Below are 19,855 nucleotides of genomic sequence, written 5' to 3'. Positions count from 1 at the left end.
ATAACTCGGCAAGCGCCAGCCGGGCATTGTCCCCATGCGAGATTGGTGCGGTCCGAGGCTCGCATCTAGGCCTTGCGAAGCCTCAGGTAAAGCACTGCGGCGCCGGCCAGGTCGCGGATCAAGAGGAGCATGGCCAGGGCCTGGAACAGGCCGGCGGGCCGCGCCAGGACGCTGGGCGCCAGCGGCGCCGCCAGCAGCAGGACGAAGGCAACCAGGTGCCAGCGCCACTGGCGCAGCGCGCGCGGCGCGTCGACGATCGTCCTGATCCCGGGCATGCGCGCACGTGCACCCCCTGCCCTTTCCTGCAAGTGGTACCAGACGAGAAAGGGCACGATCTTGTACAACATGCCATTGATCGCAGACATCGCAAAGCCCGCGATGACCAGGATCCCCGTCATCAGGGCCCGGCTGTCGGCGTCGATCGGAAGGAAATGCACCAGTACCGCGCCTGCCAGGCACGCCATGGCCTGGATCCAGTAGAACGTGCCGACATCGGCCTGGCGCTTGCGCCGCCGGAACTGCAGGAGCGTTGTCCGGACGTAGGACAGCAGCAGCACGCCGAGGCCGATCTCGGCAGCGGTGCGCCACTGTCCGGTTCCGCCGAGCGCAGCGGCGCTCCAGGCCAGCAACAGGGCGAACAGCAGCGCCGGTACGCCGGCTTCCTGGGACGCCGGATAGGCCGCCGTGCCCTGGAACATCGGAATGACCTGGAACGACACGACCGTCGTCAAGGCCACGACCCAGCCCAGCAGACCCCAGGACGCGTGAATGTCGGTCAGCAGCAGGACGTCCGGCACCCCCACGCCGCCCAGGTACAGGGCCAGCGTGCCGCCCAGGCCCAGCGTGAGCGCCAGACCCGATGCGGCCAGCCGCACGCCGCGCACCAGCGCGTTGGCGGCGGGGGCGCCGCGGCGTGCGAGCGCGATGCCAAGCACCGCCAGCAGGAGCAGGCCCGCCAGCGCAAGCACCGCCGCGGCGGCGTGGAAGGCAGCTCCGCCCAGTCCGAGGCCCAGGGCGCTGGCCAGGATCACGGTTCCCGACACCAGGCCGATCCAGCCGGCGACCGCGACAGGACGCGCAAAGGGGATCCGGGCCCCCGCGACCACCGGCAGCAGCTGGAACAGCGCGCCGACGATCGTCATCGTCAGGAAGCCCAGGGTCAGCAGGTGCGTCATGGCGAGCGTGGCCGGCGTCCAGCGCGAGACCAGCGCCGCTTCGCCCTGCCAAGCCAGCACGACCGATGCCGCCAGCGCGAAGCAGGGTGCGGCGAGCAGAAAGGCCAGCGGCACCCAGATCGGCGGCATGGTCTCGTAGTTCAGTTTCCTTTGCATCGCACGGCCCGGATCGTCAGGTCGTACCCGCCGTCGTCGCGCGGGGCAATCCGGTGATCATAGCCGTCGCGCTCGAGGATCCGGTATAGCGGAAACGGTTCGCGGTCGATCCGTACCTGCAGGGACGCCCGGGGGGGCAAGGCCGCGAGCGCGTCGAGGATCTGCTCCATCGGTTCCGGTGGAAGCAGGCCGGACACGTCCAGGCAGACGGAGAGAGTGTGATGGCTTGTCATGGTGTCCTGGGCTGGTGGCAGTAAGCGGATCCCGAAGGCGGCCCTGCCGGCAGCAGGTCGGCCAGGGTGACCCGGTTCAGCTCGTCAAGGTAGGCGCGGGTCGCGCCGGCCAGGGACGCGCGCAGCCGGCAGTCGGGAGAAAACGGGCAGGCTCCGGCATCCGCACCGAAGCACTGCGCCATGTGGAAGTTGGGTTCGGTTTGCGTGACGACTTCACCGAGCCGGATGTCGCGCGGCTCGCGCGTCAGCCACACCCCGCCGCTGCGGCCGCGCACGGTCTGGATCAAGCCGGAGGCAGCCAGCTCGTTGACCACCTTGGCCAGGTGATTGCGGGAGATGCCGTACTGGAGGGCGATCTCGTCGATGGTGGCCATGCGCCCCCGGTGGGCTCCCAGGTACATCAGCAGGCGCAGGGCATGGTCGGTGAATTCGGTCAGGCGCATGGCGGGCCTAGCTTTTCATGACGAAGTCGATCACCACGTCGCCCGTCGCACGGCGGTGGTAGACGACATCCACGCGGGGACCGAAATACTCGCCCAGTTGCGCGAGCAGCGGCAGCGGGTCGTGGTCGTTGATGAAGCGCATCGCCTCGCCGGGCAGCAGCGCGCCGAGCGCGCCGAAGATGGCGGCATGCCGGAAGCGCCGCGCCACGCCCCGGGCGTCGAACACGTGGGGCCGGGCCGAGACGGACTCGCTGGAACAATCGTGGGACATGTTGATTCCTTTCAAAGGTAGAGTGACCCGGCCGGCCGGCCGGGAGGGAAGAATCAGGAAGCTCAGGCGCGTACGCGCGCGCCTTCCGCCACCGCCTGCGGGTCGCGCCCGCTGCGCAGCAGCCGCCACGCGAACAGGCCGAGGAACAGGGTACCGAAGGCGAACACGATGTCGCCGGGAACGCGCAGCCAGACCATGGTTTCCATGAAGGACGAGTGCACGAACTCGGCCGAACGGGCATACCACATGCCGGTCGTGATGCTGGCGTGGGCCTGGTAGATGCCGGCCGGGACCAGCGACATGAACACCATCATGGCCAGGCCGATGTTGAGCAGCCAGAAGGTCGGGCGCAGCAGCGAATCGGACCAGCCGTAGCCGGCGCTCAGGCCGCGCAGGCAGAACAGCATCAGGCCGATGCCCAGCATCCCGTACACGCCGAACAGCGCGGCGTGGCCGTGGGCGGCGGTCATGTTCAGGCCCTGCATGTAGTACAGCGCGATCGGCGTATTGATCGAGAAGCCGAGCAGGCCGGCGCCCACCGTGTTCCAGAAGCCGACGGCGATGAAGCACAGGATCGCCCAGCGGTAGTTGCGGACCCAGGCGGCAGCCTTGCTGCGCTGGTAGTTGCGGTAGGCCTCGATGCCGATCAGCGACAGCGGCACGACTTCGAGCGCGGAGAACATCGAGCCGAGCGCGATCACCGAGGTCGGGGTGCCGGTGAAGTACAGGTGATGCAGGGTGCCGAGGATGCCGCCGAACAGGAACACGATGGTCTCGAGGACGATCGCGCTGTTGGCCGAGGCGGCGCGGATCAGGCCGAGCCTGGTGAACAGCAGTGCGATCACGGCCGTGGCGAACACTTCGAAGAAGCCTTCCACCCACAGGTGGACCAGCCACCAGCGCCAGTATTCGACCATCGAATAGTGGGTACCGCGGCCCCAGGTGAGCGAGGTGGCATAGAAGCCGCCGATGCACAGCGCAGCCAGGAACACCATGGCGATCAGGCCGCGGCTTTCCGATGGCTTGCGCAGCGCCGGCCACAGGCCACGGCCGAGCAGCAGCGCCCAGAACAGCAGGCCGACGAACAGCAGAATCTGCCAGACGCGGCCCATGCTGGTGAACTCCAGGCCCTGGTTACCGATCCAGAACGAATAGTCGGTACCGGCCGCGCGCAGCGTGCCCAGCCAGCCAGTGGCGGTCGAACCGACCACGATGAACAGCAGCGCATAGAACAGCACGTTCACACCCAGCTTCTGGTACTTCGGCTCGTGGCCCGAAATGGCCGGCGCGATGTACAGGCCGGTGGCCAGCCAGGCCGTGGCGATCCACAGGACGGCGAATTGGGTATGGATGGTACGGCTCACGGTGAACGGCAGGATCTCGCCGAGCGGCAGGCCGAAGAAGCTGGTGCCTTCGACCGCGTAGTGGGCGGTGACGACACCCATCGCCACCTGGGCCAGGATCAGGCCGACCACGACGAAGAAGTACTTGCGGGTGGCGCGCATCGAGGGCGTGATGCGCATGCCTCCCAGCGGGTCGCTCTTCGGCGTCGGCGGATCTTCCTCTTCCTTGTGCATGCCATGGAAGAAGACCATGGCGGCGATCGCCGCGATCATCAGGATCACGCTGGCGATCGACCAGATGCCCGCACCCGCCGTGGGTGTATTGCCGGCCAGCGGTTCGTGCGGCCAATTGCTGGTATAGCTCAGGCCGGTCTCGCCGGGACGGTCGGCGGCGGCGGCCCAGGACGACCAGAAGAAGAAGCCGGTCAGTGCCGCGCGGTCGGCTTCCTCCGGCAGCGAGCCGGCCTTCATGGCGTACTGTTCGCGCAGCGCGTCGAAGCGGCTGTCGCTGCCGAACAAAGCGGCGTAGTGCATCGCCACCTGCTGGACGGCGGCGGCGCGCAGGGTCGACAGTTCGAGCTTGCCGGTCGCCGGATCATAGGTGTTCCTGCGCAGTTCCTCGCGCACGGTGGCGTCGACCTGGCCGCGCCGAGCGGTGTCCAGCCCGGCATAGGGTTGGCCGAAGTCGCGCTTGGCGACGGCTTCCTGCAGGGCCAGGGCTTCGCGGTGCAGCCAGTCGGCCGACCAGTCCGGGGCCAGGTAGCTGCCGTGGCCCCAGACGGTGCCGAGCTGCTGTCCGCCTGCGGCGCGCCAGGCCTGCTGGCCATGCTGGATCTGGTCGCCCGAGTACAGTACCTCGCCTTTGCCGTTGGTGACGGCGGATGGGATGGGCGGCGCTTTCAGGTAGATCTCCCTGCCGACCCAACCGAGGACCGAGAAGGAGACCACACAGATGATCGCCAGCCAGGTCCATAGCTTGCGTGTCGCATGCATATCAATGTCCTTATCAACGTTAAAAATCAGGTTTTCGACGGCATCCTAAGCAGCCCGGCAATAACATGCAAACCATATGCTTCTTTTTAATGGACCAGATCAAGAATTCCCGAACTGGCTTGCGCAGGGCCTTTTTTGCCTTGCAGGCCCAGCTGGGCAGGCATAAGCTATATTTAATAAGCATGTTTTCAGCAAGCCAGGGCCGCGACTCCCGCGGCATCGATGCAGACGCGAGTTCACCATGACCATCAACGCAGTTCCAGCCACGCCGGCCGCCCCGGCCCTCCCCTCGGGCGAACTCATCGCACGCATGAGCCGCCAGGGTCCGCGCTACACCTCCTACCCCACCGCGGACCGCTTCGCACCCGACTTCGGCAGCGATGGCTACCGCCTCGCGGTAACGGCACGGCGCCAGGCGCACGCGCGTCCGCCCCTGTCGCTATACGTGCACATTCCCTTCTGCCAGTCGCTGTGCTACTACTGCGCCTGCAACAAGATCATCACGAGCGACCGCGACAAGGCCGCCATCTACCTCGGCTACCTGCTGCGCGAGATCGACATGCAGGCCGCGCTCTACGCGGGCATGAACCGCGTCGAACAGCTGCATTTCGGTGGCGGCACGCCCACTTACCTGTCCGGCGAACAGATGGGGGTCCTGACCCGGCACCTGCGCGAGCGTTTCGATTTCGCCGGCGACGCCGATGGCGAATACGGGATCGAGATCGATCCACGTACCGTCGACGCAGCCCGCATCGCGCAGCTGCGCGCACAGGGCTTCAACCGGATCAGCCTCGGGGTACAGGATTTCGACCCCGAGGTGCAGCAGGCCGTGAACCGCATCCAGCCCGAGTCCCTGACCCTGGACGCCATCGCCGCCGCACGGGCGCAGGGCTTTCGCTCCATCAGTATCGACCTCATCTACGGCCTGCCGAAGCAGAGCGTGGCCTCGATGCGGCGCACGCTCGACAAGGTGGTCGCGGCGGCGCCCGACCGCATCTCGGTGTACAGCTACGCCCATATGCCCGAGCTGTTCAAGTCGCAGCGCCTGATCCGCGAGGAAGACATGCCGAGCGCGCAGACCCGGCTCGACCTGCTGGCCCTGTGCATCGCCCACCTCACCGCCAGCGGCTACGTGTATATCGGCATGGACCATTTCGCCCGCCCCGACGACGAGCTGGCGCTGGCCCAGCGCGCCGGCCGGTTGCACCGCAATTTCCAGGGTTACTCCACGCACGCGGAGGCCGACATGCTGTCCTGCGGGGTCTCGGCCATCAGCGCGGTGGCAGGCAGCTACTGCCAGAACGAGAAGTCGCTCGGGCGCTACTACGCGGCCCTGGACCGTGGCCAGCTCCCCGTGGCGCGCGGCATCCGGCTCAGCCTCGATGACCTGGTGCGCCGCGACCTGATCGGGCGCCTGATGTGCGACTTCGACGTCGACCTCAATGCCTTCGAGCGCCGCCACGGCATCGGCTTCGCCAGCTATTTCGGGCGCGAACAGGCGCAGCTCGACGACTACGCCGCGCAGGGCCTCCTGGTGCGCGAGCCGGGCCGGCTGCGGGTGACGAGCCAGGGACGCTTCCTGGTCCGGAACATCTGCATGGTGTTCGACCGCTACCTGGGCCGCGAGACCGGCGTGCCGCTGGTGCGCATGCCCTATTCCCGCACCGTCTGAGCAGCTTTGGCGCTTGATTCGAAAACCTGAACTGCTTCAAGGACGCGCCTGTCCAGCCTCGCTAGCATGGAACGAGGACACAAGCAGCAGTCACCGCGAAGGAATCAGCATGGAACACAGCCTGGCATTGAGCGCCACCCTCGACCATCCGGCCGCCGAAAAGATGTTCGCCATCCTGCGCCGGGTGCCGGGCGTGCGCGCGGTCGAAGCCCCGATTGGCAGCTCGCGGGTGCACGTCCAGTATGACGACGACCTGACCACGCCGCAGGAGATCAGCAGCATGGTCGCGCGCGCGGGCTTCCCGCTGCTGAAGGTGGCATCCGGCCCGGCTCCGTGCTGCGGCTCCTGCAGCGGATTGTGATCCGGTTCCTGTACCAGGCCTGACTCCCTCCCGGCGGGCGCCGCTGCAGGCGTCCGTATCGCCGCCCAGCCAGCGCTGCGCCCACCTGCCTGCACGCTGCGGACCATCCGCGGCGACCGACGCCGCCGTGCCCGGATGGTCAGCCTTCGCGGCCATCGACGCGGGCCCGGAACAGGTAGGGACCATACTGCAGGCAATACAGCCCGAAGGCCAGGCTCCAGCACAGCGTCGCCGTCACCAGCCCGGCCGTGCGCAGCGGGCCGGCGCTGAAAGCGGCCACCAGGCGCGCCAGCACGCCGGCCTGCAGCAACAGGTACATCGCGGTCTCAAGCCGTCCCGCGCGCAGCATCCTGCCCGTGTGACCGAGCGCCGTGCGGGTGACCATCCCGATGATCAGGCCTCCCATCGCGCCCACCGTGAGCGCATGCACGGCGGCGCTTTGCGGCACCCATCCGAAGCATGCCAGCGCCAGCAGGACGAAGCCGAGCGGAATCCACGCATACGACAGGTGCAGGATCCACAGCAAGGGCTGGCGCAGCGTGCACAGCGGCTTCCACAGCGCCATCCGAACCAACTGGACCGCGGCCGCCGCCAGGGCCAGCAGGGCCAGCGGCAGCGACAGCGGCAGCGACGCCCATGCCAGTCCGGTCAGCGCCGTCAGGACCAGGCTGAGTTTTTCCAGGCGCGGATCCGAGGTCGTGCGCACGCCGCGCACGGCATTGGCCGTGAAATTGGGAATCACCCGCCCGCCCAGCACCGATTCGATCACCACGACGGCAACGATGGCGGCGTACAAGGGCTGCATCGGCGAAAGCGGGAGCAGGCCGAGCACGCTGGCGTGGTAGGCGGCGTTTGCCGTTGCGAGCACCGCAAGCAGCACTACCATGACCAGGTTGCGGGTATTGCCGGAGCGCCGGATGACCCGGTACAGGGGCAGGCTTGCAAGCGGCAGGAACAGCACGTCGATGGCCGCCGCCGGCAGTGCCGGCAGCAGCGCCATCGCGGCGCGCCCGGCCAGCCACAGCGCCGCCAGGGCAGCCAAGGGCAGGCCGCGCGGCGTCCACAGGCCGGTCCAGTTGCGGCCCGCGGTGTACAGGAAGCCGATCACGATGGCGATGACGAAGCCGAACAGCATCTCGTGCATGTGCCACAGCAGGTCGAGCCGCGGCATGCCCTGCCAGCCGAGGTAGGACGCGGTCCAGGCCGGCACCGCGACGCCGGCGAAGGCCGCGCCCAGCAGGTAGAAGGGCCGGAAGCCGAGCGCGAGGAAGGGATGCGCGCCGAGGCTGCCGTGCGGCTGCGGCGGGACGGGGTCGTCGATGGTGAGGAGGGTCATGATGCTTCCTTGCGTGGGTGGTCTGGCGCGGCTCAGCCCTCGTAGGCCCGCAGCCGCTCGATGTCGAGGATCCTGATGGTGCGGCCGGCAACGTTCACCATGCCGCGGTCGGCCATGTCGTGCAGTACACGCGAAAAGTATTCCGGGGTAAGGTTCAGGCGCGAGGCGATCATCTTCTTGCTGACCGCCAGCGTGATCTCGCCGCCCTCCTCCGGTTCGTCCTTGAGCAGGTAGCCGACGATGCGCTGGCTGCCCGAACGCAGCGAGAGGGCTTCGACGTCCGAGATCAATCCGTGCAGGCGCCGGCTCATGCCCGCGAGCATGCGGCGCGAGAAGCTCGGGTTGCGCTCGATTTCGTTGTAAATCGCCGCCTTGCCGATGTGCAACAGCATGCAGTCGGCCAGGGTCTCGGCCTGGACGATGTAGTCCCGGTCCATGAACATCAGGGCCTCGCCGAAGCTCTGGCCGGCGCCGACCAGTTCGATCACCTTCTCGTCGCCCTGGGACGAGACGAAGCACAGCTTCACGTTCCCATAGATGACGGTGTGGAAACCGTGGCAGGGATCCCCGCGCTTGAAGATGACCTGGCTGCGCGGCACGTGCAGTTCGGTGGTCGCCGCCGCGACCATGTCCAACTGCTCGGAGGACAGGTCTGCGAACAGGGGCAGGCGCTTGAGGAACTGGCGGGGATCGATATGGGGTCGGGACATGGTTGCAAAGGAGGACCGGAGCCGTAAGCATGACAAGCAGACGACAAGCCAGGAATCCGGCCTGGCGCCGGCGCTGGCCAATGAGACAGCGTCTGCATCCTACATGCCATCTTGCAAAACAAAACTTGATCTAGGTCAAATATGGCCGTCCGGAAGGCCGGGCTAGTTCTTAGTGATTAGGCGCGCTAATCCCTCATGCCGACTGCCGCCAAGGGGGTGGAACCCTACAATGGACCCATGTTTGACCATGGGAGGGGCGTATGCTGCGCGACCGGTTCGGAAGATCGATTGAATACCTGAGGCTGTCGGTGACCGACCGTTGCGACCTCCGCTGCACCTACTGCATTCCGGCAGGCTTTCGCGGCTTCGAGGAGCCGGAGCACTGGCTCACCTTCGACGAGATGGAACGCCTGGTGGGCGCTTTCGCCCGCCTCGGTACGCGCCGGCTGCGCCTGACCGGCGGCGAGCCGCTGCTGCGCCGCGACGTGACCGGCCTGGCGCGGCGCCTGTCGGCGCTGCCGGGGATCGAGGACCTGTCGATGTCCACCAACGCCACCCGGCTCGCGCACCATGCGCAGGCGCTGCGGGCGGCAGGCGTGGGCCGCATCAACGTCAGCCTCGACAGCCTGGACCGCCAATGCATGCACCGCATCACGGGGCGCGACAGCCAGCCGCAGATCATGGAAGGCATCATGGCGGGCAAGGCCGCCGGCTTCGATCCGATCAAGATCAACATGGTGGCGATGCGCGGCGTGAACGACGGCGAGATCGAGGCGATGGCCGAGTTCTGTATCGCCAACGGCTTCATGCTGCGGCTGATCGAGGTCATGCCGATGGGCGCCACCGGGCGCGATGCCTCCTACCTGGACCTGGGCCTCGTGCGCGAGCGCCTGGTCGCGCGCTTCGACCTGGTGCCGCAGGCGCAAGAGCTGGGCGGCGGGCCTGCGCGCTACCTCGCCACCCGCGACGGCCGCGCCAGCATCGGCTTCATCACGCCTATGTCGCAGCATTTCTGCGCCACCTGCAACCGGGTGCGCCTGTCGGTGGACGGCACCCTCTACCTGTGCCTCGGCCAGGAAGAACGCTTCGAGTTCCGCCCCCTGCTGCGCGCAAACGCGTCCGACGCCGAACTGGAAGCGGCCATCCGCCAGGCGATCGAGCTGAAACCCGAGCGCCACGAGTTCAGCGAACGACCCGAGAAGATTATCCGATTCATGGCCCAGACCGGCGGTTGACATGGAAGACATCGAAAAATTCATCCGCGGGTTTTCCCGCTTGCAGAAACAGTACCTGAGTGAGCCCGCCGCGCTGGACAGCCTGCGCCAGGGCCAGCACCCGGGCACCCTGGTCATCGGCTGCTGCGATTCGCGCGTCGATCCGGCGCTGCTGACCGGTTGCGACCCGGGCGACATGTTCGTGGTGCGCAACATCGCCAACCTGGTGCCGCCCTGCACCCCGGACGCCCCGCCCGGCGTCAGTTCCGCCATCGAGTTCGCGGTATGCGGGCTGGAGGTCGCCCGCATCATCGTGCTCGGACATGCGGGCTGTGGCGGAATTCGCGCGCTGATGTCCTCCGCCCGCGTGACCGAGGAAACCGATTTCGTCGCGCGCTGGATGCGCATCGCCGAACCGGTCCGGCGCAGCGTCCTGCGCGAACTGCACCACAAGCAGCACGAGCAGCAATGCCGCGCGGCCGAGCTGGCCAGCATCCTGCATTCGCTCGACAACCTGCTCACCTACCCCTGGATCAAGCGCCGCGTCGAGGCCGGCAAGCTGGCCCTGCACGGCTGGTATTTCGACCTCGGCAGCGGCACCCTGCTGGCCTACTCGCCGCGCAAGCAGGAGTTCCTCAGCATCATCGACCCCGTCGGGGCCGCGCCGGAACGGCTGTGCGCATGATGCGCCTGCGAGGCTGCCGCAGCCTGATTGCCGGCCAGCGCCTGTCGACCAAGATCGTCGGCGTCCTGATCGGCTTCCTGCTGCTGGCCCTGGTTGCCATCGGCAGCACCTTGTGGCTGTCCTGGCAGCTCGAAGGCGCTGCGGCGGCGATCAACGAGACCGGCAGCCTGCGCCGCCACAGCTATCGCCTGACGCTGCTGCTGGCGCGCGAGCAGGCCGGCGTCCAGTCCGAGTCGAGTGCGAAAGTGCCGGAGCAGATCGCCGCGATCGACAGGATCCTGCTGCTGGTGGAGCGGGGCGATCCCCAGCGCCCCCTCGGCCTGCCGCCCTCGCGCGCCATCCGCGACGCTTTCCGCCATGTGCTGGCCCAGTGGAACGGGCACATGCGCCCGCTGATGCTGCAGGCGCACGCGGCGCGCGGTGCGGGGCGCCAGGACGCACAGCAGCAGCTGGACGGACACGTCGAGCGCTTCGTGGCCGAGATCGACCGGCTGGTCGCCCTCATCGAGCAGGACAATGCCCTGCGTACCTTCTGGCTGCGCGCTTCCCAGCTCGCGCTGGTGGCGATGGCGATCGGCGGCACGGTGGCCCTGGTGTACCTGATGTTCGGCCTGATCGTCGACCCGGTCATGCGCCTGCGCGGCGGCATGCGCAGCATGGCCGAGTCCGATTTTGGCGTGCGCCTTGCGGTCGAAAGCCGCGACGAATTCGGCCAGCTTGCGGCCGGCTTCAACGAAATGGCCGACCGACTCGAGCAGCTCTACGGCAGCCTGGAAGACAAGGTGCGCGAGAAGACCGCCACCCTGGAAGACAAGAACCGCGAACTGGAGCTGCTGTACGACTGCGCCTCCTACCTCCAGCAGCGCCATACCCTGGAGACCATGTGCGAGGGCTTCCTGGCGCGCATCTCCAGCTATTTCGCGGCCGACGGCGGTACCGTGCGCATCGTCGACGCCGACAATGCCAACGTGCACCTGGTGGTCCACGCCGGCCTGTCGGCCGAGATGGTGGAATCCGAGCGCTGCATGAAATTCGGCAGCTGCCTGTGCGGCGAAGCGGCGGTCAAGAAGATCTCGGTGGTACACCGGCTCGGCGACTTGCCCGGCGGCGAACAGCTGCAGTGCGCGCGCGAGGGCATCGCGACGGTGTCGATCTTCCAGATCTGCGCGCAGGACCAGCAACTGGGCATGTTCAGCCTGCACTTCCGGCAGGCGCGCGGTTTTTCCGCGCGCGAGCGCGCCCTGCTCGACACCGTGGCGGCCCTGCTCGGGGTGGCGATCGAAAACATGCGGCTGGCGGAGCGCGAGCGCGAGATGGCCATTTCCGAAGAACGCAACCTGGTCGCGCGCGGCCTGCACGACAGCATCGCGCAGGGACTGAACTTCCTGAACCTGCAGGTGCAGATGCTGGACGACTCGCTGGCCGCCGGAAAGACCGCGGACGCCGCCGCCATCGTGCCGGCGTTGCGGGCGGGCGTCAAGGAAAGCTACGAGGACGTGCGCGAGCTGCTGCTGAACTTCCGCAGCCGCCTGGAGGAAGACAGCCTGCAGGCGGGGCTGCGCAAGACGGTCAAGAAATTTTCCGACCAGACCGGGATCCCGGCCGAATTCCGCGCCCTCGGACCGGGTGGCCCACCCATGTCTCGCGAGCAACAATTACAACTCTTGTTCATTGCCCAGGAAGCATTATCGAACATCCGCAAGCACGCCCAGGCCGATGCGGTGCAGGTACGGATCGAAGATGGGGAGGACTTCTTGCTTTCAATCAGGGATAATGGCATCGGCTTCGATGCCAGTGCCGGGTCCGCCATGGATGATACCCACGTCGGCCTGCACATCATGCGCGAACGTGCGCAGCGCATCCATGCCGACCTGGACGTCCAGTCGTGCCCTGGCGCCGGCACCACGGTCAGCCTGCACCTGCCCCAAGGGCAGCGGCGCGCGGCGTGAAGCCATGAACGAGAGGAAGGAATGAATGAGTGACAACACCGACAAGACCAGTGTCCTGCTGATCGACGACCATACCCTGTTCCGCAGCGGCGTGCGCTCGCTGCTCCAGCGCAACCCGCGATTCGAGGTGGTGGGGGAAGCGGCCGACGGCGTCGAGGGCGTCAAGCGCGCCCTGCAACTGCAGCCCGACGTGATCCTGCTCGACCTGAACATGCCGGGCATGTCGGGCGTCGAAACCCTGCAGCTGCTGTTGCAGGACCGGCCCCAGGCCGCGGTGCTGATGCTCACCGTGTCCGAAGAGGCCGACGACCTCGCCGCCGCGCTGCAGGCGGGTGCGCGCGGCTACCTGATCAAGAACATCGACGCCGACTACCTGATCCGCGCCGTGGAACGCGCCGCGGCCGGCGAATCGGTCCTGGCCGAAGCACTGGCGGGCAAGCTGTTCGCCCACGTCCAGCGCGGCGGCGCCAAGCCGAGCGCGCCGGTGTCCGAGCTCGACAAGCTGACCCCGCGCGAGCGCGAGATCCTCGCCTGCCTGGCGCGTGGCGAAAGCAACAAGCTCATCGCGCGGGTGCTCGACCTGGCCGAAAGCACGGTCAAGATCCACGTCCAGAACGTGCTGCGCAAGCTGGGCCTGACCAGCCGCGTCCAGGCCGCCGTATTAGCCGTCGAGAACGGCCTCGGCGCCGGCAACGAGCGCTAGCGTCGCCCTTCCTGTCATCCGGTGCCGCGCAAGGCTGCGCGCACCGCCTCGAACTCGCGCGCCAGCGCGGCCAGCTCTTCCTGCGCGCCGTCGAGGTTCCCCGCCCTGCCCAGCAGTTCCAGGTGCATGCAGTGCAGGCGCATGCGCTGCGCCCCGATGATGTCGATGCTGGACAACAGGTAATGCGCGACCGCGGCCAGCGCCGCCGCATCCTGCGCGCGCACGGCCGCCTGCGCCTTCTCGAGCAGGCCCGGGACTTCGTCGGCGAAGGCCGCGCCCAGTTCGGCCGCCAGCTCGCCGCCGCCGTCGGGGTCGAGCTCGCTCAGGCGCGCCGGATCGAGCACCAGCGCCATGCGCCCGCGTCCCTGCACCTGTTCGATGCCCAGCGCCAGCGCCGCCCTCAGGTCGTCGAGGATCACGGGCTTGGGCAGGTAGGCGTCCATGCCCGCGTCCAGGCAGCGCTCGCGGTCGCCGGGAAGCGCGTTGGCGGTCATCGCGATGATGTAGGGGGCGCTGGTGCCGGTGAAGCGACGGCGCAGCCGGCGGGTCGCCTCGATGCCGTCCATCTCGGGCATCTGCATGTCCATCAGGATCACGCCATAGTCCTGGCGCTCGAGCGCCTCGATCACTTCGACCCCGTTGCCGACCACGTCGGCCCGGTAGCCCAGGCGCCGCAGCTGCTGGCGGATCACCTTCTGGTTGATCGCATTGTCTTCCGCCACCAGGATCTCGATATTGCCCTGGGCCGCCACCGGCGCTGCTTGCGCCGGCGCCGTGGCCTGCTTGCTCTGGCCCAGCGCGCGCAGCAGCGCCTCGAGCAGCACCGCAGGCTTGACCGGCTTGTTCAGGCGTGCGGCGAACAGCGCGTCGCCATCGCCGCCCGCATCCGGGGCGTGCAGGCGCAGCCCGATCGAGGTCAACAGGACAAGCGGCAGCGCACGGCCCTGCTCGGACTTGCGGATGGCCGTGGCCAGGCCCAGCCCGTCGACGTCGGGCATGTGCATGTCGAGTACGCCCAGGTCGAAGCCGTGGCCGTGCTGGACCAGGTCCAGCGCCTCGGCCGCCGAAGCCGCGGCCGACGGCACCATGTCCCACGACAGGGCCTGGCGCATGAGGATGCGCCGGTTGGTCGGGTTGTCGTCCACGATCAGCACGCGCCGGCCGGCCAGGCCCGCCGCCTGCGCTTTCAGCAGGTCGCCGGCGCGCTCGCCGGCCACGGCCTGCACCGGGATCGACAGCACGAAGCGCGAGCCGCTTCCCAGTTCGCTCTCCACCGTCAGGGTCCCGCCCATGATCTGGGCCAGGCGCCGGCTGATGGTCAGCCCCAGCCCGGTGCCGCCATACTGGCGCGTGGTCGAGGCGTCGACCTGGGTGAAGGAGTCGAAGATGTCCTCCAGCCGATGCGGCGGGATGCCGATCCCGGTGTCGCTCACCGTGAAATGCAGGGTGGTGCGCTCGCCTTCGGCCTGGTCGGCGCTCAGCTCGATCAGCACCTCGCCGCTATGTGTGAACTTGACCGCGTTCGACAGCAGATTGACCAGGATCTGGCGCAGACGGGTGGCGTCGGCCATCACGGTGGCCGGTACCGCCGGATCGATCATGCAGCTCAACTCGATCTGCTTGCCGCCGGTGCCGGGCGCCACCAGGTCGAGCGCATCCTCGACGCAGCGCCGGACTTCGAAGGCCTGGTGCTCGAGGTCGAGGCGGCCGGCGTCGATCTTCGAATAATCGAGCAGGTCGTTGATGATGGACAGCAGTGCCTCGCCGCTGTTGCGAATGGTCTCGGTATGGTCGCGCTGCTCTTCATCGAGCGCCGTGTTCAGCAGCAGGCTGGTCATGCCGATCACGGCATTGAGGGGCGTACGGATCTCGTGGCTCATGTTGGCCAGGAAAACGCTTTTCGCCCGCACCGCGGCCTCGGCCTTTTCCTTCTGGGCCTCCAGCTCGCGCTCGTAGGCGCGGCGCTCCGAGATATCCTGCAGGATCGCCGTCAGCAGCCATTCGCTGCCGGACTTCAGGCGCGAAATCGAGGCTTCGGCCGGAAACTCGGTGCCGTCCTTGCGCACCGCGTAGATCGTGCCGCGCTCGCCCATCCGGCGCGCCGTGGTGGGTCCCTGGTGAAAGCCCGCCATGTGCCGGCCGTGGCCGGCGCGGAAGCGTTCAGGCATCAGGATCTCGAGTTCCCTGCCAAGTACTTCCTCCCTGCGCCAGCCGAAGATCCGCTCGGCACCCTGGTTGAAGAACACGATGCGCTGGTCTTCGCCGATCGACACGATGGCATTGTCGGCGACGTCTAGGATGCCGAGGACTTGCTCGGCCGTAAGTTTACTGGGCATTCTGTAGCGCTACCGTAATGAATCGATTGACGCAATCCTACACTGCCTGGGCCGCCGGCGTGGCACTTCCGACTGCCGGGCTCGTCATTCCGGCATATTGCGCAGGGTTTCGGGGCGTGGCGAGAATGCCGTGTTCACCCACACAAGGACCACCCCGATGCTCAGCGTACAGGATGCCCTCGACCAGCTGCTCTCCCACGCCACCCCGATCACCCAGGCCGACAGCGTCGGCACCCTCGCCGCCGCCGGACGGGTGCTGGCCGAGTCAATCTACGCCGGGATCGACGTACCGCCCGCCGACAACGCCGCGATGGACGGCTACGCGCTACGCAGCCAGGAATACTGCCCGGGCACGCCGCTGCCAGTCGGCCAGCGGGTGGCGGCCGGCGCCCTGGCCATGCCGCTGGCACCCGGCAGCGCGGCGCGCATCTTTACCGGCGCGCCCCTGCCGCACGGGGCCGACACGGTGGTCATGCAGGAGCACTGCCGCGTCGGGCCGGACGGCGTCGCCTTCCTGCGCCGGCCCACGCCCGGCGAGCACGTGCGCCGCCGCGGCGAAGACATCCGCGCTGGCAGCGTGCTGCTGGCCGCGGGCACGCGCCTGCGCCCCCAGGAACTGGCGTATGCCGCAGCGGCCGGCCTGGCGCAACTGCGGGTGGTGCGCCGGCCGCGGGTGGCGATGCTGTTCACCGGTGCCGAACTGGCCACGCCGGGCGGGCCGCTGGCCCCCGGCCAGATCTACAACGCCAACCGCTACGCACTGGGCGCCCTGCTGCACGCGCTCGGCTGCGAGACCAGCGACTTCGGCATCGTGCCCGACCGGCTCGATGCCACCCGCGCCACCCTGCGCGAGGCCGCCGCCGGGCACGACCTCGTCATCAGTTCCGGCGGGGTGTCGGTCGGCGAGGAAGACCACGTCAAGGCGGCTGTCAGCGCCGAGGGCGCGCTCGAGGTCTGGAAAGTCGCCATGAAGCCGGGCAAGCCGCTGGCCTTCGGCGCCCTGCGTCGCGCCGGCGGCGGCAGCGCACACTTCATAGGCCTGCCCGGCAACCCGGTGGCCAGCTTCGTGGCCTTCGTGCAGTTCGCCCGGCCCTTCATCCTGCGCATGCAGGGCGTGGCCCAGGCGCAGCAGCAGCCACTCGCCATGCGCGCCGGCTTCGCCTGCGCGCATCCCGACGCGCGCACCGAGTTCCTGCGCGTGCGCGTGGGCGCCGGCGGCTTGCTCGAGCCCGCCGGCGCGCAAGGATCGGCACTGCTGCACTCGCTGGTGCAGGCCGACGGCCTGGCCATACGCGCCCCTGGCCGCGCCATCGCCCACGGCGACCTCGTTCCCTACCTTCCCTTCTCCGAACTGCTCGCCTGAACGGCGCTCCTAGCTCCTTGTGACTAGTCCCGGCGCCACCCGCTAGTCCCTCCGGCGGGGCGCCGCTAGGCCAATTTCCCCGCCGCCGCCAGCCCTCCGGCCAATGGTAGAGCGGGCCTGCAAACCTTAGGCTTCCCAGTATCGCGTCCTACCACCAAGGAGGAAAAAATGGGAACCGACAAACGACCGATATCGGTCCTGGTGAGCAGCACGTTCGCCTTCACCATCTGCTTTGCCATCTGGATGATGTTCGCCGTGCTGGGAATCCCGATCAAGTCCCAGCTGGGCCTGAACGAGACCCAGTTCGGCCTGCTCATCGCCACGCCCGTCCTGACCGGCGCTCTCACCCGGGTACCGCTCGGGATCTGGACCGACCGCTTCGGCGGACGCATCGTGTTCTTCTCCCTGATGCTGGCCTGCGTGCTGCCGATCTGGCTGATCAGCTACGCCACCGCCTACTGGCACTTCCTGGTCCTGGGACTGTTCGTCGGCCTGGCCGGCGGCTCGTTCTCGGTCGGCACGCCCTACGTGGCGCGCTGGTTCGCCAAGGAGCGCCGCGGCTTCGCCATGGGCGTGTTCGGCGCCGGCAATTCCGGCTCGGCGCTGACCAAGTTCCTGGCCCCGGCCATCATCGCCGCCTGGGGCTGGCAGGCGCTGCCGCAGGTCTACGCGGCGCTGATGCTGGGCACCGCCCTGCTGTTCTGGTTCCTGTCCTACTCCAATCCGGCGCACGTCAGCGGCGACGCCATCACCTTCCGCCAGCAGCTGTCGGTGCTGAAGGACCCGCGCGTGTGGCGCTACTGCCAGTACTACTCGGTGGTGTTCGGCGGCTACGTGGCCCTGGCGCTGTGGATGACCAAGTACTACGTCGGCGAATACGGTTTCGACCTCAAGACCGCCGCCCTGCTGGCGGCCTGCTTCTCGCTGCCCGGCGGCGTGCTGCGCGCGCTGGGCGGCTGGATCTCGGACAAGTACGGCGCCTACAAGGTGACCTGGTGGGTGATGTGGGTGTGCTGGGTGTGCTTCTTCATCCTGTCCTACCCGCAAACCACGATGTCGGTCAAGACCGTCGGCGGCAGCACCGAGCTGGCCTTCGGCCTCGGCCCGGTCCTGTTCACGGTCCTGCTGTTCGTGGTCGGCGTGGCCATGGCGATCGGCAAGGCCTCGGTCTTCAAGTTCATCGGCGACGACTTCACCGACAACATCGGCGCCGTCTCGGGCGTGGTCGGCCTGGCCGGGGGCCTGGGCGGCTTCATCCTGCCGATCATGTTCGGCGCCATCGTCGACCTGACCGGCATCCGTTCCAGCTCGTTCATGCTGCTCTACGGCACCGTCTGCGTATCGCTGGTGTGGATGCACTTCTCGTTCAAGCCGCAACGCCGCGATGCGCCGGCCACCCAACCCACCCCGCTCAAGCGCGCCGCCTGAGCAGCCTTTTCGACAATAACAGGAGAACAACGTGAGCCGTTACCTCATTTCGACCTGGGAGCCCGAACTGCCGAGCTTCTGGGAAAGCCGTGGCAAGTCCACCGCCAACCGCAACCTGTGGATCTCGATCCCCGCCCTGATGCTGGCCTTCGCGGTCTGGATGGTGTGGAGCGTGGTCGTGGTGAACCTGCCGAACATCGGCTTCACCTACAGCACCAACCAGCTGTTCTGGCTGGCGGCGGTGCCGGGCCTGTCCGGCGCCACCCTGCGCATCTTCTACTCGTTCATGGTGCCGGTCTTCGGCGGCCGCAAGTGGACCGCGATCTCCACCGCATCGCTGCTGATCCCGGCGGTGGGCATCGGCTACGCCGTGCAGGATCCGACCACCGGCTACCCGACCATGCTGGTGCTGGCCCTGCTGTGCGGCTTCGGCGGTGGCAACTTCGCATCCTCGATGGCGAACATCAGCTTCTTCTTCCCCAAGTCGCAGAAGGGCTATGCGCTCGGCATGAACGCCGGCCTGGGCAACCTGGGCGTGTCGGCGGTGCAGTTCGTGGTGCCGCTGGTGATCACCGCCGCCGTGTTCGGCGGCGACCCGCAGACCTGGATCAAGGGTGAAGAGACCAAGCAGATGTGGCTGCAGAACGCCGGCTTCATCTGGGCCCCGTTCATCGCGCTGACCGCCATCGCCGCCTGGTTCGGCATGAATGACCTGGCCTCGGCCAAGGCCTCGTTCGCCGAGCAGGCCGTGATCTTCAAGCGCAAGCACAACTGGCTGATGTGCTGGCTGTACGTGGGCACCTTCGGTTCCTTCATCGGCTATTCGGCCGCCTTCCCGCTGCTGACCAAGACCCTGTTCCCTGACGTGAATCCGCTGCAGTACGCCTTCCTCGGCCCGCTCGTCGGCGCCCTGGCGCGCGTGGCCGGCGGCTGGATCTCGGACCGCCTCGGCGGCGCCATCGTCACCCTGTGGACCTTCGTCGCCATGATCGCCGCCGTGCTGGGCGTGCTGGAATTCCTGCCCGCATCTGGAAACCCCGGCAACCCGGGCAGCTTCTCGGGCTTCTTCTGGATGTTCATGGTGCTGTTCGCCTGCACCGGCGTCGGCAATGCCTCGACCTTCCGCATGATCCCGGTGATCTTCCTGACCCTGCACCAGCGCGCCGCCGGCAAGCGCCCGGGCGACCAGGCGCTTGCCGTGGCCAGCGCCAACAAGGAAGCCGCGGCCGTGCTGGGCTTCACCTCGGCGGTGGCAGCCTACGGCGCCTTCTTCATCCCGAAGAGCTACGGCACCTCGATCGCCCTGACCGGCGGCCCGGGCGCGGCCCTGTGGTGCTTCATCGGCTTCTACGCGACCTGCATCGCCATCACCTGGTGGTTCTACGCACGCAAGGATGCGGAAATGCCTTGCTAGTCCAAAAGGACTAGGCGCGACTAGTCCCGATGCTGGTCGCGCACCGACTTCCTGCGAATACCCGGCGCGG

General features: G+C 67.8%; 17 protein-coding genes. 9 read left to right on the top strand and 8 right to left on the bottom strand.

Features of this window, described 5'->3' with window-relative positions; all coding sequences use genetic code 11:
- Positions 1 to 65: 65 nt before the first annotated feature.
- The 5 genes from LE190_RS06375 to LE190_RS06355 form a co-directional block, all read right to left on the bottom strand.
- Entirely contained in the window at positions 66 to 1,331 is a 1,266-nt protein-coding gene (locus tag LE190_RS06375) for a permease (RefSeq protein WP_225237891.1), read from the bottom strand.
- Positions 1,316 to 1,564 (bottom strand): DUF2249 domain-containing protein, encoded by a 249-nt coding sequence (locus LE190_RS06370; protein ID WP_225237890.1) that lies wholly within the window; start codon positions 1,562 to 1,564, stop codon positions 1,316 to 1,318. The genes LE190_RS06375 and LE190_RS06370 overlap by 16 nt, the downstream gene beginning before the upstream one ends.
- Entirely contained in the window at positions 1,561 to 2,007 is a 447-nt protein-coding gene (locus tag LE190_RS06365; protein WP_225237889.1) for an RrF2 family transcriptional regulator, read from the bottom strand. The genes LE190_RS06370 and LE190_RS06365 overlap by 4 nt, the downstream gene beginning before the upstream one ends.
- 7 nt (positions 2,008 to 2,014) lie before the next feature.
- Positions 2,015 to 2,278: a DUF2249 domain-containing protein gene (locus LE190_RS06360; RefSeq protein ID WP_225237888.1), complete on the bottom strand. Its 264-nt coding sequence runs from the start codon at positions 2,276 to 2,278 to the stop codon at positions 2,015 to 2,017.
- 62 nt (positions 2,279 to 2,340) lie between these two features.
- Positions 2,341 to 4,614, bottom strand: a complete 2,274-nt coding sequence (locus LE190_RS06355) for a nitric-oxide reductase large subunit (RefSeq protein ID WP_225237887.1) — start codon at positions 4,612 to 4,614, stop codon at positions 2,341 to 2,343.
- 241 nt (positions 4,615 to 4,855) lie between these two features.
- Here LE190_RS06355 and hemN point away from each other — a divergent pair, with 241 nt between their 5' ends.
- Together hemN and LE190_RS06345 are read left to right on the top strand one after the other, a co-directional pair.
- On the top strand, positions 4,856 to 6,286 hold the full coding sequence (hemN, locus tag LE190_RS06350; RefSeq protein WP_225237886.1) for an oxygen-independent coproporphyrinogen III oxidase: 1,431 nt from the start codon (positions 4,856 to 4,858) through the stop codon (positions 6,284 to 6,286).
- Positions 6,287 to 6,395: 109 nt separating this feature from the next.
- On the top strand, positions 6,396 to 6,647 hold the full coding sequence (locus tag LE190_RS06345; protein ID WP_225237885.1) for a heavy-metal-associated domain-containing protein: 252 nt from the start codon (positions 6,396 to 6,398) through the stop codon (positions 6,645 to 6,647).
- Positions 6,648 to 6,786: 139 nt separating this feature from the next.
- Here the strand turns inward: LE190_RS06345 and LE190_RS06340 are convergent, their stop codons facing one another.
- Positions 6,787 to 7,983 (bottom strand): NnrS family protein, encoded by a 1,197-nt coding sequence (locus tag LE190_RS06340; RefSeq protein WP_225237884.1) that lies wholly within the window; start codon positions 7,981 to 7,983, stop codon positions 6,787 to 6,789.
- Positions 7,984 to 8,015: 32 nt separating this feature from the next.
- On the bottom strand, positions 8,016 to 8,693 hold the full coding sequence (locus LE190_RS06335; protein WP_225237883.1) for a Crp/Fnr family transcriptional regulator: 678 nt from the start codon (positions 8,691 to 8,693) through the stop codon (positions 8,016 to 8,018).
- 260 nt (positions 8,694 to 8,953) lie between these two features.
- Here LE190_RS06335 and moaA point away from each other — a divergent pair, with 260 nt between their 5' ends.
- From moaA to LE190_RS06315, 4 genes are read left to right on the top strand one after another with little or no spacing between them, the layout of a single operon-like run.
- Complete coding sequence (gene moaA, locus LE190_RS06330) at positions 8,954 to 9,928, top strand: GTP 3',8-cyclase MoaA (RefSeq protein ID WP_225237882.1); 975 nt, start codon at positions 8,954 to 8,956, stop codon at positions 9,926 to 9,928.
- Position 9,929: 1 nt separating this feature from the next.
- Complete coding sequence (locus tag LE190_RS06325) at positions 9,930 to 10,592, top strand: carbonic anhydrase (protein WP_225237881.1); 663 nt, start codon at positions 9,930 to 9,932, stop codon at positions 10,590 to 10,592.
- Positions 10,589 to 12,541 carry a type IV pili methyl-accepting chemotaxis transducer N-terminal domain-containing protein gene (locus tag LE190_RS06320; RefSeq protein WP_225237880.1) on the top strand — a complete coding sequence of 651 codons (1,953 nt, stop codon included), beginning with the start codon at positions 10,589 to 10,591 and terminating at the stop codon, positions 12,539 to 12,541. The genes LE190_RS06325 and LE190_RS06320 overlap by 4 nt, the downstream gene beginning before the upstream one ends.
- A 25-nt stretch (positions 12,542 to 12,566) precedes the next feature.
- Positions 12,567 to 13,244, top strand: a complete 678-nt coding sequence (locus LE190_RS06315; protein WP_225237879.1) for a response regulator — start codon at positions 12,567 to 12,569, stop codon at positions 13,242 to 13,244.
- Between the two features lie 14 nt (positions 13,245 to 13,258).
- Here the strand turns inward: LE190_RS06315 and LE190_RS06310 are convergent, their stop codons facing one another.
- Positions 13,259 to 15,580, bottom strand: coding sequence for a PAS domain-containing hybrid sensor histidine kinase/response regulator (locus tag LE190_RS06310; protein ID WP_225237878.1), 2,322 nt, complete (start codon positions 15,578 to 15,580; stop codon positions 13,259 to 13,261).
- A gap of 157 nt (positions 15,581 to 15,737) precedes the next feature.
- Between LE190_RS06310 and LE190_RS06305 the strand changes: the two genes are divergently transcribed.
- The 3 genes from LE190_RS06305 (at position 15,738) to LE190_RS06295 (ending at position 19,785) form a co-directional block, all read left to right on the top strand.
- Positions 15,738 to 16,943 carry a molybdopterin molybdotransferase MoeA gene (locus LE190_RS06305; RefSeq protein WP_225237877.1) on the top strand — a complete coding sequence of 402 codons (1,206 nt, stop codon included), beginning with the start codon at positions 15,738 to 15,740 and terminating at the stop codon, positions 16,941 to 16,943.
- Positions 16,944 to 17,111: 168 nt separating this feature from the next.
- Positions 17,112 to 18,371, top strand: coding sequence for an MFS transporter (locus LE190_RS06300; protein WP_225237876.1), 1,260 nt, complete (start codon positions 17,112 to 17,114; stop codon positions 18,369 to 18,371).
- A gap of 31 nt (positions 18,372 to 18,402) precedes the next feature.
- A complete protein-coding gene (locus LE190_RS06295) occupies positions 18,403 to 19,785 on the top strand; it encodes a NarK family nitrate/nitrite MFS transporter (RefSeq protein ID WP_225237875.1) in 1,383 nt (460 codons plus the stop codon).
- The last annotated feature ends 70 nt before the right edge of the window (positions 19,786 to 19,855 follow it).

The sequence above is a fragment of the Massilia hydrophila genome (assembly GCF_020208145.1).
Taxonomy (GTDB): Bacteria; Pseudomonadota; Gammaproteobacteria; order Burkholderiales; family Burkholderiaceae_D; genus Telluria; species Telluria hydrophila.
Note: the sequence above shows the minus strand (reverse complement) of the source record. Positions and strands in the feature narration are given on the sequence as shown.

Bases quoted from the DNA above. Each gene is read 5' to 3' on its own strand.
- LE190_RS06375 (WP_225237891.1), bottom strand. From the start codon at position 1,331: ATGCAAAGGAAACTGAACTACGAGACCATGCCGCCGATCTGGGTGCCG.
- LE190_RS06370 (WP_225237890.1), bottom strand. From the start codon at position 1,564: ATGACAAGCCATCACACTCTCTCCGTCTGCCTGGACGTGTCCGGCCTG.
- LE190_RS06365 (WP_225237889.1), bottom strand. From the start codon at position 2,007: ATGCGCCTGACCGAATTCACCGACCATGCCCTGCGCCTGCTGATGTAC.
- LE190_RS06360 (WP_225237888.1), bottom strand. From the start codon at position 2,278: ATGTCCCACGATTGTTCCAGCGAGTCCGTCTCGGCCCGGCCCCACGTG.
- LE190_RS06355 (WP_225237887.1), bottom strand. From the start codon at position 4,614: ATGCATGCGACACGCAAGCTATGGACCTGGCTGGCGATCATCTGTGTG.
- hemN (WP_225237886.1), top strand. From the start codon at position 4,856: ATGACCATCAACGCAGTTCCAGCCACGCCGGCCGCCCCGGCCCTCCCC.
- LE190_RS06345 (WP_225237885.1), top strand. From the start codon at position 6,396: ATGGAACACAGCCTGGCATTGAGCGCCACCCTCGACCATCCGGCCGCC.
- LE190_RS06340 (WP_225237884.1), bottom strand. From the start codon at position 7,983: ATGACCCTCCTCACCATCGACGACCCCGTCCCGCCGCAGCCGCACGGC.
- LE190_RS06335 (WP_225237883.1), bottom strand. From the start codon at position 8,693: ATGTCCCGACCCCATATCGATCCCCGCCAGTTCCTCAAGCGCCTGCCC.
- moaA (WP_225237882.1), top strand. From the start codon at position 8,954: ATGCTGCGCGACCGGTTCGGAAGATCGATTGAATACCTGAGGCTGTCG.
- LE190_RS06325 (WP_225237881.1), top strand. From the start codon at position 9,930: ATGGAAGACATCGAAAAATTCATCCGCGGGTTTTCCCGCTTGCAGAAA.
- LE190_RS06320 (WP_225237880.1), top strand. From the start codon at position 10,589: ATGATGCGCCTGCGAGGCTGCCGCAGCCTGATTGCCGGCCAGCGCCTG.
- LE190_RS06315 (WP_225237879.1), top strand. From the start codon at position 12,567: ATGAGTGACAACACCGACAAGACCAGTGTCCTGCTGATCGACGACCAT.
- LE190_RS06310 (WP_225237878.1), bottom strand. From the start codon at position 15,580: ATGCCCAGTAAACTTACGGCCGAGCAAGTCCTCGGCATCCTAGACGTC.
- LE190_RS06305 (WP_225237877.1), top strand. From the start codon at position 15,738: ATGCTCAGCGTACAGGATGCCCTCGACCAGCTGCTCTCCCACGCCACC.
- LE190_RS06300 (WP_225237876.1), top strand. From the start codon at position 17,112: ATGGGAACCGACAAACGACCGATATCGGTCCTGGTGAGCAGCACGTTC.